Annotated in this window: 11 protein-coding genes; 3 read left to right on the plus strand and 8 right to left on the minus strand. The window is 64.2% G+C overall.

What is annotated here, in order from left to right; translation table 11 throughout:
- The first annotated feature begins 36 nt into the window (after window positions 1-36).
- Complete coding sequence (locus DWB23_RS20280; protein ID WP_121744602.1) at window positions 37-612, plus strand: acyltransferase; 576 nt, start codon at window positions 37-39, stop codon at window positions 610-612.
- Between the two features lie 115 nt (window positions 613-727).
- Here DWB23_RS20280 and DWB23_RS20285 read toward each other — a convergent pair whose 3' ends face one another.
- Window positions 728-1,882: an NAD(P)/FAD-dependent oxidoreductase gene (locus DWB23_RS20285; protein ID WP_121744603.1), complete on the minus strand. Its 1,155-nt coding sequence runs from the start codon at window positions 1,880-1,882 to the stop codon at window positions 728-730.
- A 118-nt stretch (window positions 1,883-2,000) separates the two neighbouring features.
- Entirely contained in the window at window positions 2,001-2,921 is a 921-nt protein-coding gene (gene rocF, locus DWB23_RS20290; RefSeq protein WP_121744604.1) for an arginase, read from the minus strand.
- Between the two features lie 164 nt (window positions 2,922-3,085).
- On the opposite strand from rocF, the gene DWB23_RS20295 reads away from it, so the two are divergent.
- Both DWB23_RS20295 and DWB23_RS20300 read left to right on the plus strand, forming a co-directional pair.
- Window positions 3,086-3,766, plus strand: coding sequence for a metal-dependent transcriptional regulator (locus DWB23_RS20295; RefSeq protein WP_121744605.1), 681 nt, complete (start codon window positions 3,086-3,088; stop codon window positions 3,764-3,766).
- Between the two features lie 467 nt (window positions 3,767-4,233).
- Window positions 4,234-4,767, plus strand: a complete 534-nt coding sequence (locus tag DWB23_RS20300) for an Rrf2 family transcriptional regulator (RefSeq protein WP_121744606.1) — start codon at window positions 4,234-4,236, stop codon at window positions 4,765-4,767.
- A gap of 182 nt (window positions 4,768-4,949) precedes the next feature.
- Here DWB23_RS20300 and gyrA read toward each other — a convergent pair whose 3' ends face one another.
- The 6 genes from gyrA to DWB23_RS20330 all read right to left on the minus strand — a co-directional run bounded on the left by gyrA (window position 4,950) and on the right by DWB23_RS20330 (window position 12,994).
- Window positions 4,950-7,424: a DNA gyrase subunit A gene (gyrA, locus tag DWB23_RS20305; RefSeq protein ID WP_121744607.1), complete on the minus strand. Its 2,475-nt coding sequence runs from the start codon at window positions 7,422-7,424 to the stop codon at window positions 4,950-4,952.
- 27 nt (window positions 7,425-7,451) lie between these two features.
- A complete protein-coding gene (gene gyrB, locus DWB23_RS20310) occupies window positions 7,452-9,386 on the minus strand; it encodes a DNA topoisomerase (ATP-hydrolyzing) subunit B (RefSeq protein WP_121744608.1) in 1,935 nt (644 codons plus the stop codon).
- 123 nt (window positions 9,387-9,509) lie between these two features.
- Window positions 9,510-10,217 carry an archaeal proteasome endopeptidase complex subunit beta gene (gene psmB / locus DWB23_RS20315; RefSeq protein ID WP_121744609.1) on the minus strand — a complete coding sequence of 236 codons (708 nt, stop codon included), beginning with the start codon at window positions 10,215-10,217 and terminating at the stop codon, window positions 9,510-9,512.
- Window positions 10,210-10,953: an archaeal proteasome endopeptidase complex subunit alpha gene (gene psmA / locus DWB23_RS20320; protein ID WP_121744610.1), complete on the minus strand. Its 744-nt coding sequence runs from the start codon at window positions 10,951-10,953 to the stop codon at window positions 10,210-10,212. Before psmA ends, psmB begins: the two co-directional genes overlap by 8 nt.
- A gap of 147 nt (window positions 10,954-11,100) precedes the next feature.
- Entirely contained in the window at window positions 11,101-11,901 is an 801-nt protein-coding gene (locus tag DWB23_RS20325; protein ID WP_121744611.1) for an ABC transporter permease, read from the minus strand.
- A gap of 40 nt (window positions 11,902-11,941) precedes the next feature.
- On the minus strand, window positions 11,942-12,994 hold the full coding sequence (locus tag DWB23_RS20330; protein ID WP_121744775.1) for an ABC transporter ATP-binding protein: 1,053 nt from the start codon (window positions 12,992-12,994) through the stop codon (window positions 11,942-11,944).
- Window positions 12,995-13,316 lie beyond the last annotated feature (322 nt).

The raw sequence follows: 13,316 nt of genomic DNA on the forward strand, positions 1-13,316 counted from the left end.
TCGGTTTCATGTAGTGACAGGACCTATCCCCGGCCAGTGACCGACGAGACGACGTCCCGACACGACCGTGTTCGACGCCATCCGACGCCGGGGCCGGGGAACTCGCTCGCGGACTGGACGGACGCTCGCAGCCCACTTCGGGTCGCCGTCTCCTACGTCGTCGTCTGGCTCGTTCGGACGTCGCCGAGCCTCCGGCTCAAGCGCTGGCTGTTGCGGCGGCTCGGCGTCACCGTCGGCCCCGGCGTCTCCTGGGGTCTCGAGGCCACGCCGGACGTGTTCTGGCCCGAACTCATCACCGTCGAAGCCGAAGCGATCGTGGGCTACGACGCGACGATTCTCTGTCACGAGTTTCTGCAAGACGAGTACCGGACGGGGGAGGTCCGGATCGGCGAGCGGGCGATGATCGGTGCCGGGGCCATCGTGCTCCCCGGCGTCGAAATCGGCCCGGACGCACGCGTCGCGGCGAACTCGCTCGTGACGCGTGACGTGCCGCCGGACACGACGGTTGCGGGCGTTCCGGCCGAGCCGATGGGGTCGGGGAAGACCGGGGGCGCTACGGAGGGCGACGGTGACGGGAGTGGAAACGAAGATGCCGCCGACAGCGAGCGCTAACTCGAGCGGACGTTGTTCCTCGTACAGCCGCGATCAGCGCGACGGTAGCGACACTGTTGGGTCGAATAGAACGGAAAAGCGGTCGCCCCAGAAGTCGGAACCGGTCGGGGAACGGTTACAGCGACGACCAGGACTTGCGGGCCTGGTTCCAGGAGGTGATGTCCGCGATCCAGCGGGCGGCGATCATCTTTTTGAGATTCTTCGCGGGGATGCCCCCGAAGGTGTCGAGAGGGAGCATCGCGACGTCGTGGGCGACTGCCTTCTCGCCGACGGAGACGACGGTCCCCTTGTTGTTGTACTCCCAGGTCTTCAGCGGGCGATTCTCGATGGCACGGGAGATGTTCTCGCCGGCGACCTCCGCGGCCTGCCAGGCGGCCTGTGCGGTCGGCGGTGCGGGCTGGTCTCCCTGATCGATGATCGCCGAGTCGCCGATCGCGAAGACGCGCTCGTCGGATGTCTGAAAGTTGGCCGCCGTGTTGACGCGGTTGTGCTCGTTGTCGAGGTCGACGTCGTCCATCGCGTCGCGGCCCGTGATTCCGCCGGTCCAGACGAGGACGTCGTGGTCGAGTGGGTCGCCCTCGTCGAACTCGATGGTTTCCGCGTTGGCTTCCGTGATCGGGTCGTCCGTGTGAATCTGGACGCCGGCCTCCTCGAGCAGGTCTCGTAGGGCCTGCTGGATCTCCGGATCGTTCCCGGGGAAGATCTCATCGAGCGCCTCGACGAGGTGGATGTCGATCGGCGCGCGGTGGGCGTCGCGGAACTCCGCGATCTCGCCGGCGGTTTGAATGCCCGAGAGTCCGGCACCGCCGATGACGACCTGTGCGGGTTCGCCGCGGGTCGCCTCCTGGCTGGCGTCCGTGATGGCCTCGTGAATCTCGAGTGCGTCATCGAGACTCTTCAGGGTGAGCGAGTGCTCCTCGAGGCCGGGAATGCCGTAGTAGGCGGTTTGGCTGCCGAGTCCGACGAGGACGTAGTCGTACTCGACGTCGTCGGTGTCGGCGAGTTCGACGACTTGCTCCTCCACGTCGAGACCCGTGACGTCGTCATGAATGAACCGCGTCGACGGGTCCGCGATCCGATCGACGCGGAACGTGATGTCCGAGCGGACGTCAGGGTCGCGGATCACGCGGTGGGACTCGTGGAGAACCAGATGATAGTCGACGTCTGCGATCCAAGTGAGGCGCGCGTTGCCCCCGAGTTCCGACTGGAGTTTGTTGATCGCACCGGTACCGGCATATCCGGCCCCGAGCACGACGACGTTTTCAGTCATACCTATTCATCTGAAACACTACGATACAAAGGTGTTGGAACCGATACCTACGTGATGTGTGTTCTCATGACGCAATGGGGTCTCGGTCCGGCTGTCGACCCTGCGACGGCCGTTCCGATCAGAGGATTCGTTCGCCGAACGCGCTCGCGGTGAGTTCGGCTGCGAGCGTCGCCGTCTCGTTGCCTTCGTCGAGGATCGGATTCACTTCGACGACGTCCATCGACCGGACGATCCCGTCGGTCTCCTGACGCTGAGAGACGGTCTCGAGCGCGGCGTGGGCTTCTCGGTAGGTGACGCCGCCGCGGACGGGCGTCCCGACGCCGGGGGCCGTCTTGGGATCGAGCCAGTCGAGGTCGAGACTGACGTGAATCCCGTCGGTACCGTCGGTTGCGACGTCGAGTGCGTCCGCGACGACGGCGGTCATCCCGCGCTCGTCGATGTCGGCCATGGTAAACGCCGTCATCTGGCTCTCGCGGAGCAGTTCCCGTTCGCGTTCGTCGATGCTCCGCAGGCCGACGTACGCGATCGACTCCTCGCGGACGCCCGGCGCGGTAGCCCACTCCATCTCCTCGAAGGCACCGCGACCGAGCGTCGCGGCGAGGGGCATCCCGTGGACGTTGCCGCTGGGAGACGTCTCCGGCGTGTTGAGGTCCGCGTGGGCGTCGAACCAGATCACACCGAGGTTGGCATCTCGCGACGAACCGTGCATCGATCCGATCGCAACCGAGTGATCCCCGCCCAACACGAGCGGAAACTCGTCGGCCGCCAGCGCGTCCGCAACCTGATCGCTCAGTCGCGTACAGACGTCCTCGACCTCGCGAAGGAATTTCGCGTTTCCTCGACTCGGCTGGTCGACGTCCGGATCGCGCTCTTCCGCCCGCGGAATCGAGAGATCCCCCGCATCGACCGGTTCGACGCCGGCGTGCACTAATCCGTCGGCCAGTCCCGCGTACCGAATAGCCGATGGTCCCATGTCGACGCCGCGGCGATCCGCCCCGTAGTCCATCGGCGCACCGATGATTCTGACGGTCGTACCCATACGCTCCCTACGAAACGGCGTGGTTTGATCGTGACGATCGATACCGGCGGCCACCCCGCTTAGGTGCGTCCGGTCGATCGGCTGGCCGCCCCCGTTACCGGCTTTTCCCCGCCGTATGAGACAGCGACAGATTTAGGGTTAGATGGGGCTAAATTCCGAGTACGATGATGCTGAGCGACGTGATGGAGGACTATCTCAAGGCGATCTATCAGCTTCAACGCGAGACCGACGGGCGAATCAAGACGTCGGCCATCGCCGAAGAGCTGGACGTCACGTCGCCGACCGTTACCAGCATGCTCGACAAACTCGAGGACCGCGGCTTCGTCGACCGCGAGAAGTACCGCGGCGTCACCCTCACCGGTGAAGGCGAAACCGTCGCTCTCGAGGTGATCCGCCATCACCGGCTGCTCGAGGCCTACCTCACCGAACATCTCGACTACGACTGGGCGGAGGTCCACGAGGAAGCCGACCGACTCGAACACCACATCAGCGAAGACTTCGAAGCGCGCGTCGCGGACGCCCTCGGCGAACCGACCGTCGACCCGCACGGCTCACCGATTCCCGGTGCCGACCTCGAACCGCCCGAACGAACCGAGGGCAAGTCCGTCACGGAGTTCGAGGAGGACGACGTCGTGGTCGTCGAGGAGGTCGCCGACCGCGACGCCGACGTCCTCTCGTACCTCGCCGACCACGGGGTCGAACCCGGCGTCGAACTCGAGATACTCGAGGTCGCCCCCTTCGGGATGGTCACCGCGCGCTCGAGCAGTCGCGAGGGAACCGTCTCGCTCCCCGAATCCGTCGCCCACCACGTTCGCGTCGCCGCACCACCGGAACTCGAGCAATAGCGCACAGGGATCGTCTCCGCGCAACTATCCGGAGGGGAGCCGCATTCAGACGCCCACCGCTGTGAATATTCATGACCACGCCCGATTTTAGACGCGTCTAACCGCTGGCTGATGCCGTCTCGACCTCACGCTACCGAGGGTGACGTAGGTCCACGACGGGGCAGGATGGGGTACACTCGCCACTGAGACACTGCTCGCCGTCTCCTTACATACGATCGCGCAGTTCGTTTCAGTCGTGCCGATAGCTCGAGCGACTGCCGGTCGTCGCCAATCGGGTGGTCACGAGGACGAGCCGAAAACCGCCCTACTGCGGTACAGCTAACAGCTCATCATCAGTATTCCGTCACGAACTGCGGACAACTATCGAAACAAAACGCCTTACTGTAGCCGACTCGAACGTCAGAATCTGAGGGAAACAGCGTAACCCACCCGTCGGGTTTAAGGAACCCACTTACGAACAATATAGTATGTCATCCATCGAACTCACCCCCAGCCAAAAGAAAATTCTCCGGGCGCTAACGAATCTGCACAAAGAGTCGGAAGCCGCCATCAAAGGAGAGGATATCGCCGAACAGGTCGATCGAAATCCGGGGACGATTCGCAACCAGATGCAGAGTCTCAAGGCCTTGCAACTCGTCGAAGGCGTACCAGGACCCAAAGGCGGGTACAAACCCACCGCGGCCGCCTACGAAGCCCTCGAGATCCAGCAGATGGACGATCCGGCCTCCGTTCCGCTCGAGCACGAGGGGAACCCCGTCGAGGACGTCATCGTCGAAGAGATAGACCTCTCGAGCGTCCACCATCCCGAACTCTGTCGCGCCGAGATCCACATGCAGGGATCGATGGGCGAGATTCACGAGGACGACACGGTTATCGTCGGCCCGACGCCCCTCTCGAAACTCGTTATCGAGGGCCGCGTCGACGGCAAGGACGACACCAACAACATCCTCATCCTGCGCATCGAGGACATGGTCGCTCCCGCCGAAGAACCAGCCCACTGAACCGCACGCCGGTAGCCCGTCTCGTCGCTCCTCGCTCTACCCGACGGGTTCTCTTATGCGCTCTCGAGACAGGATGTGTGTCACGAGACCGATCCTCACGCCGTTTCTCTTCCGCCGAGCGCTCCCCCGCCTCTAGAGGCGTCGAAAAGCCGTCTAAACGGAAAAGAACCGCGCCGTGATACTCAGCTCTCGTCGGTATCGACCGTCGTAGCCGCCGGAATCTCGTCGACGCTCGCGACCGCGTCGCCGTCTTCGACGGCCATCACGATCACGCCCATGGTGTTGCGCCCGACCGTCGAAATTTCGTCGACGCGGGTGCGGACGATCTGCCCGCGTTCGCTCATCACGACGAGCTGATCGTCGTCGGCGACGGCCTTGACGGCCGTTACGGGTCCGTTTCGCTCGCCCGTTTTGATGTCGATCAGTCCCTTGCCGTAGCGCGACTGGGTGCGGTACTCCGAGAGGCGGGTCCGCTTGCCGTACCCGTTTCGGGTTACGGTCAACAGCGCCCGCCCGTCGTCCTCGTCGGTCGCGACCAGGCCGGCAACGGCGTCGTCGTCGGCGAGTTTGATACCGTTGACGCCGCGGGCGTTTCGCCCCATCGCGCGAACCTCGCTCTCGTCGAATCGGATCGTCATCCCGCCTTCCGTCGCGATGACCAGATCCTGCGAGCCGTCGGTGACTTCGACGTCGACGAGTTCGTCGCCCTCCTCGAGGTCGGCCGCGATGATCCCGGTCGAACGGATGTTGTCGAACTGCTCGCCGGCCGTTCGCTTGACGTATCCGTGACGGGTCGTCATCGTCACGTACTCCTCGTCGCCGAAGGCGTCGGTGTCGACGATCGCCGTGATATCCTCGTCGGTATCGAGATCGAGGATGTTGACCGCCGACTTCCCCCGGGCGGTTCGGCCCATCTCCGGGATTTCGTAGGTCTTCAGCTGGTAGACCCTCCCCTGGTTAGTGAAGCACAGCAGGTAATCGTGGGTGTTCGCCCGGAACACCGTCGTCACGCGGTCATCGTCCTTGACGTCCGCACCGATGATCCCCTTGCCGCCTCGACCCTGGGGGTCGAAGTTCTCGATCGGCATCCGCTTGACGTAGTCGTCTTCGGTCATGACGACGAAGACTTCTTCCTCCGGGATGAGATCCTCGTGGGTGACCGTCCCCTGGTCCTCGACGATCGAGGTTCGACGGTCGTCCGAGTACTCGGCTTTGATCTCGCGGAGTTCGTCCTTGATGACGCCGAGCAGTTCCTGCTCGCTCTCGAGGATCGCCGTCAGCCGTTCGATTTCGGCCTGAACCTCCTCGTACTCGGTTTCGATCTCGGCCGTCTCTATCGACGTGAGGCTGCCGAGTTGCATCCGGACGATGTGTTCCGCCTGGTCCTGGGAGAAGTCGTAGGCCTCCCGCAGCGCCTCCTTCGCGGCCGAACGATCCTCGCTGTTGCGGATCAGTTCGACGACGTCGTCGGCGTTCTCGACGGCCGTCAGCCGGCCTTCGAGGATGTGCGCGCGGTCCTCGGCTTCTTTGAGGTCGTACTCGCTGCGCCGCCGAACGACGTTCCGTCGGTGGGCGACGTACTCCTCTAGGGTCTCTCGCAGGGAGAGCACCCGCGGCTGGCCGTCGACCAGCGCGAGGTTGATGACGCCGAAGGTTTTCTCGAGATGGTTCTCGAGCAGTTTGTTCTTGACGACGTCGGCGTTCGCGCCGCGTTTGAGTTCGATGACGATGCGGACGCCGTTTCGGTCGGACTCGTCGCGCAGATCCGAGATGTCCTCGATTTTACCCTCGTGGACGTCGTCGGCGATTCGTTCGACCATTCGGGCCTTGTTGGACTGGTAGGGGAGCTCCGAGACCACGATTCGCTCGCGGCCGTTCTTCCACTCCTCGACCTCGAACTCGGCGCGGACGCGGATGCGTCCGCGGCCGGTCTTGTACGCCGAGTAGATGGCGTCGCGGCCGACGATGTTCGCACCGGTGGGGAAGTCCGGCCCCTTGACGTGCTCCATCAGCTCTTCGACCGTCGCGTCGGGGTTGTCGATGAGTTCGATCGTCGCGTCGATCACCTCGCCCAAGTTGTGCGGCGGGATGTTCGTCGACATCCCGACCGCGATCCCCGAGGAGCCATTCACGAGGAGGTTCGGGAACGCCGCCGGCAACACGTCCGGCTCCTGCAGGCGATCGTCGTAGTTCGCCGAAAAGTCGACCGTGTCCTTGTCGATGTCCTCGAGCAACTCCTCGGAGATGGCCGCCATTCGCGCCTCAGTGTATCGGGGCGCTGCGGCGGGGTCGCCGTCCATCGAACCGAAGTTCCCCTGCCCGTCCACGAGGGGATAGCGCATCGAGAAGTCCTGGGCCATCCGCACGAGCGTGTCGTAGATCGGACTGTCACCGTGGGGGTGGTAGTCACCCATCGTCTCCCCGACGATCGAGGAGGACTTTCGGTGACTCGAGCCGCTCGAGACGCCCATTTCGTGCATCGCGTACAGAATGCGCCGGTGGACCGGCTTCAGGCCGTCCTCGACGCGTGGGAGCGCCCGACCCGCGATGACGCTCATCGCGTAGTCGATGTAGCTCTGCTCCATCTCGTCTTCGATGCGGACGTTTTCGACCGTCCGTGCCTGTACGTCAGTCGGATCGGGTACGTCTGAACTCATGTAGTTACCTCACCTCGTCTCCAGCGCTCAAATGTCGATCCATTCGGCCTCGGGAGCGTTGTCCTTGATAAACTGCTTTCGCGGTTCGACGGCGTCGCCCATCAGCACGGAGAACATCTTGTCCGCCGCGGCCGCGTCCTCGATCGTGATCTGTTTGAGGATACGGTTGTCTGGGTTCATCGTCGTCTCCCAGAGCTGTTCGGGGTTCATCTCGCCTAAGCCCTTGAACCGCTGGACCTGCGTCGGGTTCCCGTCGCACTTCTCCTCGACGATCTCGTCGCGTTCGGCGTCGGTCATCGCGTCGTAGGTCTCGCCCCGGTACCGGATGCGGTACAGCGGCGGCTGGGTCGCGTAGACGTAGCCGCCCTCGAGCAGCGGCCGCATGTGCCGGTAGAAGAACGTCAACAGAAGGGTCCGGATGTGGGCCCCGTCGACGTCGGCGTCCGTCGCCATGATGATCTTCTTGTAGCGGACGTCCTCGACGTCGAACTCGTCGCCGATCCCCGCGCCGATCGCGGTGATCATGTTCCGGATCTCGTCGTTCTCCAAAATCCGGTCGAGGCGGTGTTTCTCGACGTTCAGAATCTTCCCCTTGATCGGCAAGACGGCCTGGAACTCGGGATTCCGGGCCTGCTTCGCGCTGCCGCCCGCGGAGTCACCCTCCGCGATGAACAGTTCGGCCTCGTCGGGATCCTTGGTCTGGCAGTCCGCCAGCTTCCCGGGCAGGGAGGTCGAATCGAGCGCCGACTTGCGCCGAGTCAGCTCTTCCGCCTTCCGGGCCGCTTTCCGCGCCTTCGCCGCCTCGACGGCTTTCATGACGATGGCCTGTGCGGTGTCGGGGTGTTCCTCGAAGTAGGTGCCAAGCCCCGCGTGCATCGCGCTCTCGACGATACCGCGGACCTCCGAGTTGCCGAGTTTCGTCTTCGTCTGGCCCTCGAACTGTGGGTCCGGGTGTTTGATCGAGATCACCGCGGTGAGCCCCTCGCGGATGTCTTCGCCCGTGAGGTTCTCCTCGAGATCCGAGAGCAGGTCGTTGCTCTGTGCGTAGTCGTTGACCGTTCGCGTGAGCGCGGTCTTGAACCCGGTCAGGTGCGTGCCGCCCTCCCGAGTGTTGATGTTGTTCGCGAAGGCGTGAATCGAGCCCTGCAGCTCCTCGGTGGCCTGCATCGCGACTTCGACCTGGATGTTCTGGTCTTCGTCCTCGAAGTAGATGACCTCCTCGTGCATCGCGGAGCGCGTCTCGTTGAGGTACTCGACGAACTCGCGGATACCGCCCTCGTACTCGTAGGTCTCCTCGACGAATTCGCCGTCCTCGGCGTTCTCTTCGCGTTCGTCGCGCAGGGTGATGCGGACGCCGGAGTTGAGGAAGGCGAGTTCGCGGAGCCGATTCGAGAGCGTCGAGAACGAGAACTCGTCGGCCTCGAAGATTCCGGTGTCGGGCCAGAACTGAACCTGCGTGCCGGTCTCCTCCCCGGACTCCATATCGCGAACCCGCTCCATATCGCCGACGGGTTCGCCCTCCTCGAACGCGTGGCGGAAGACGCCACCATTGCGTTTGACCTCGGCCTCGAGGCGCTCGGAGAGCGCGTTGACCACGCTCACGCCGACGCCGTGGAGGCCGCCGGAGACCTGATAGGACTTGTTGTCGAACTTCCCGCCGGCGTGGAGGACCGTCAGGATGACCTCGAGCGCCGGACGGTCGTATTCATCGTGTGTATCGACGGGGATACCTCGGCCATCGTCCGCGACGGTCACCGAACCGTCGTCGTTGATCGAGACGGTGATGTCGTCGCAGTGACCGGCCAGTGCCTCGTCGATCGAGTTGTCCACCACTTCGTAGACGAGATGGTGGAGTCCTCGAGAATCGGTAGAGCCGATGTACATCGCCGGTCGCTTTCGCACAGCCTCCAGGCCCTCGAGGACCTGAATCTGCCCGGCGCCGTACTCGCTTTCCTGGGACATGTAAAACCTGCTTTCGGGTAGTGGTCGGGCCCTAATAAAACTCACGTGTACGCGCTCGCGCGCGAGCAGCACAAAAAAGAATGGTCGCCTCTACAAAAGCGAGGCGACGGGACCCCTGACCTCTTAGACGACCGCGTCGAACGAGTTGTGGCCCTGAATGTCGACGCCGTCGCCGGTGATCTCCGCGAGGAAGACGCCGTTTCCGGAGCCGGTATCGCGCTCGACGGCGCTCTTGATGGCGCGAGCCGCCACCGACCGCGCGTCCGAAAGCGAGAGCTCGTCCGCGTACTCGTTCTCGAGGAGTCCGTAGGCGAGTTGCATCCCGCTGCCGGTAACCGTGTAGTCGTCGGCCATCACGCCGCCGGCGGGGTCGATGCTGTAGACGTGACTGCCCGCCTCGTCCACGCCGCCGAGGATGGGATTGATCGCCTGAAACGGGCCGCCGCGGGCGAAGTTTCCCGCGAGCGTCGCCAGCGCCGGAACGCTCATCTGCTCGCCGCGGCGGGCCTCGTAGAGGTTGACTTCGGATCGCAGCGATCGGATGAACGACTGCGCCCCGCCGACGCTGCCGACGAGCGTGAGCGCCGCCGTGGGGTGGATCTGTTCCACCTTCTGGACGTTCTTGTTCGAGACGAACCGGCCGCCGAGGCTGGCGCGCATGTCCGTCGCGATGACGACGCCCTCATCGGTCGTAATCCCGACGGTCGTCGTCCCCGTGGAGTTTACGTTCTCCTCGTCCTCGCCAGCGCGTGGCAGCGAGCCGAGTTCGGGCTCGTAGGGCGACGGCGAGCCGTCGGCCGCGACGTTCGAGCCGGCGTTCCACTCACTCATCGAGTTCACCCCCGTCGATTTCGGCGAGGATCGTCTCGAGGTAGTCGGTCGAGACCGAGCGGAACGTCTCGTCGTCGGTGCCGATCGTCGCGACGTCGACGTCGGCAGCGTCGACGGGGTCGTCTTCGGCCGCCGCGAGCGCGTTCAGCGCGAGTTCGAGTCCCGCGTCGAGGTCGAGGTCGGGCCGATAGTGCTCCTCGAGGTAGTCTTGAATCTCGTTGCGATTGCTGCCGATGGCAGCCGCCTGCCACTCGTAGTCGGTTCCCGACGGATCGGTCTCGAACAGGCGCGGCTCGCCGTCGCCGTCGATACCGCCGACGAGCAAGGCGACGCCGAACGGGCGCGCCCCGCCGGTCTGGGTGTACTCCTGAATGTGATCGGTGACGGACCGCGTCAGCGTTTCGACGCCGATCGTTTCGCCGTACCGGAGCTGTTCGCCCTGGGCGCGCCGCCGAGCGAGGTCGACGAGTTGGCGCGCGTCGGCCACGTGACCGGCGCTCGCGATACCGATGTGATCGTCGGCCTTGTGGATCTTTTCGACGCTCGAGCGTTCCATGAGCGACGAATTGACCTGCCGGTTGGCCGCGAGGACGACGCCCTCCTGGGTGCGGATACCGACGCTCGGGGTGCCGCGTTTGACGGCTTCGCGAGCGTATTCGACTTGATAGAGGCGTCCGTCCGGGGAGAAGATCGTGATCCCCCGGTCGTAGGCCTGCTGTTGGGATTGACCTTGCATTGGTTCCTCAGGTCGTTCGTGACCTTCACCTCAGGTAAGGGACACCTATATATAAGGGTTTGTGAACGGTGAGCGTCGATCGGTGACTACGGTCGGGCTCCGCAAAGCGAAACGACGGGCGACTCGGAACGGACCCCCAGACGCCGTTTAATAATCGCCGAGGACGCCCAACGTGCGGGCGCGCTTCGTCGTGAGACCGAACACGGCGTAGCCGAGTCCCAGGTAGCCGACCGCCGTCGCGACGAGGACGGCGAACGCGACGGGGTCGAACTCCCAGAGTCGAACGCCCTCGGTCATCGTTAGCTGGAGCAGGGCGCTCCCCTGCACCAGCGGCAGTGCGGCCGTCCACCACAGATCGAAGGCGGGAGCCGAAATCAGGCCGACGAACGCGAACCCGAGGAGGTTGACGACGCTGTCGATCCGCTTGTACAGCACGCTCAATCCACCCATGGCGAGACCGAGGCCCAGCGCGGAGGTGATCGCCAGCATCGCCACGGGGACGACGGTCAGGAGGTGCAACTCGAGTCGCGTTCCGGTCAGCAGCAACATCACCACGAGGACGGCCGAGGACGTGAGAAACGTCCGGAAGACGATCGCGACCGCCTTGGTGAGGACGACCGGTCCGAAGCCGAAGGGCGTGATGTAGTGGCGCTCGAGGGTACCCCAGCTGGCCTCGGACCGAACGTCGTTGGTGATCCCCGAGTACGCGCCGGTCGACAGCGTCCACAGGAAGTAGCCGACGATCAGCCCTTCGATGGAGTCGCCGATCGCCTCCCCCGCGAGCAGGGTCCCGCCGTAGAACAGCATCACGAAAAAGAGCAGGTTCATGAACAACACGAGCCCCGCGTTGACGGGATACCGGATCCATATCAGCAGATCGCGGTAGATAACGGCCCGCAGGAGGTGATAGTAGCCGCCCGTCCGGAGCGGTTGCGGGGCGGCCGTCATCGTGCCCCTCCATCCTCACCGCGACTGCGGCCGATCGATATCATCGGTGACTCCCCTCCCCGGTCATCTCGACGAACGCTTCCTCGAGGTCGGGCTGGACGGTGTCGACGGCCGCGAGCTCGAGCCCGTGGCGTTCCATGGCGTCGGTCAGGCGGTAGAACGTCGCGGAGTCGGCCGCCACCTCGAAGCGCGTTCGGTCGTCCAGTCGCTCGAGCGCGGTCACGTCGAACCGGTCGCGGAGGTCGGCGAGGATCGCGTCGTCGGCTCCGCGGACGGTGAGCCGATACCCCTGCGTCTCGAAGCCCGCAAGCAGGCTCTCGACGGTGTCGTTGGCGATGATCCGGCCCTCGTTCATGATGATCACGCGGTCGCAGACCGCCTCGATGACGTCCATGTCGTGACTGGACACCAGCAGCGTCAGACCGCGTTCTTCGGCCAGCGTGACGAGTTCGCGCCGGAGTTTGAGCGAACTCTCGACGTCGAGACCGAGCGTCGGCTCGTCGAGGAACGCGACGGAGACGCTCCCGGAGAGAACGCTCGCCAGCGAGACTTTCTGTTTCATTCCCCGGGAGAGCTCCCGAACCGGGGTATCGGCCCTGTCCGCGAGGTCGAAGCGTTCCAACAGTTCGTCGTGGCGGTCGGCGAGTGCGTCGGGGTTCTGGCCCCTGATCGCCGCGAAGTATCGGAGGTTCTCCCTGACGGTGAGCCGCCAGTAGTCGTTGCGCGCTCCCTCTAACATGGCGTCGACGTGTTGATAGGCCTCCCGCGGTCGACCGTAGACGTCGATCCCCTGGATCCGAACCGATCCCGAATCGGGGAGTATCAAGCCGAGGATCGATTTGATCGTCGTCGTCTTTCCGGCACCGTTGGGACCGAGTATCCCGATCACCTCGCCGGATTCGACGGTAAAGGAGACGTCCTCGACGGCCGTCACGGCGTCTTCTCCGTCCCCGAAGGTCTTCGAAAGCCCGTCGACGGCGAGTGCGGGGACGCCCCGTTCGTCCCCGGAGCGGGCGCTCGCCGCTCCGGTTTCGGCGACAGCGTCGCTCTCGACCGTGTCGACAGTTTCGGGGTTCGTTGGCTCGGTACTCATGAATCCGTTGATATGTTCAGTAGTTCCGTCGAAAGGAAGACGCTTTTGGTCCGCTCGAGAGGGGGTGGTCTCGAGGGAAATCTCCTCGCGGTCGAATCGCTGCGGCGTTCCCAGCGTCGCCTCGAGATTTGTTATCGTCATTATTCATTTATCGGTCCGGTCGGGATCGGTCGGCTCCGCGAGAAGGTTGGCGGGTCGCACGCGGGTACTCATCGCTGGCTCTGGCAGATCGGCGACCTCGAGGGTTCTTACCTGCGGGTAAGCCAAAAGGAGACATCGCACGTTCCAAAAACGGAGACGAAGAGCGTACCGTCGGACGGAC

It is taken from the genome of Natronorubrum halophilum (genome assembly GCF_003670115.1).
In the GTDB taxonomy this organism is placed as follows: Archaea; Halobacteriota; Halobacteria; order Halobacteriales; family Natrialbaceae; genus Natronorubrum; species Natronorubrum halophilum.

What these genes read in the sequence shown, in the direction of transcription:
- psmB (WP_121744609.1), bottom strand. Translation starts at nt 10,217, where the DNA reads ATGAGTGAGTGGAACGCCGGCTCGAACGTCGCGGCCGACGGCTCGCCG.
- DWB23_RS20325 (WP_121744611.1), bottom strand. Translation starts at nt 11,901, where the DNA reads ATGACGGCCGCCCCGCAACCGCTCCGGACGGGCGGCTACTATCACCTC.
- gyrA (WP_121744607.1), bottom strand. Translation starts at nt 7,424, where the DNA reads ATGAGTTCAGACGTACCCGATCCGACTGACGTACAGGCACGGACGGTC.
- DWB23_RS20300 (WP_121744606.1), top strand. Translation starts at nt 4,234, where the DNA reads ATGTCATCCATCGAACTCACCCCCAGCCAAAAGAAAATTCTCCGGGCG.
- DWB23_RS20295 (WP_121744605.1), top strand. Translation starts at nt 3,086, where the DNA reads ATGATGCTGAGCGACGTGATGGAGGACTATCTCAAGGCGATCTATCAG.
- gyrB (WP_121744608.1), bottom strand. Translation starts at nt 9,386, where the DNA reads ATGTCCCAGGAAAGCGAGTACGGCGCCGGGCAGATTCAGGTCCTCGAG.
- psmA (WP_121744610.1), bottom strand. Translation starts at nt 10,953, where the DNA reads ATGCAAGGTCAATCCCAACAGCAGGCCTACGACCGGGGGATCACGATC.
- DWB23_RS20285 (WP_121744603.1), bottom strand. Translation starts at nt 1,882, where the DNA reads ATGACTGAAAACGTCGTCGTGCTCGGGGCCGGATATGCCGGTACCGGT.
- rocF (WP_121744604.1), bottom strand. Translation starts at nt 2,921, where the DNA reads ATGGGTACGACCGTCAGAATCATCGGTGCGCCGATGGACTACGGGGCG.
- DWB23_RS20330 (WP_121744775.1), bottom strand. Translation starts at nt 12,994, where the DNA reads ATGAGTACCGAGCCAACGAACCCCGAAACTGTCGACACGGTCGAGAGC.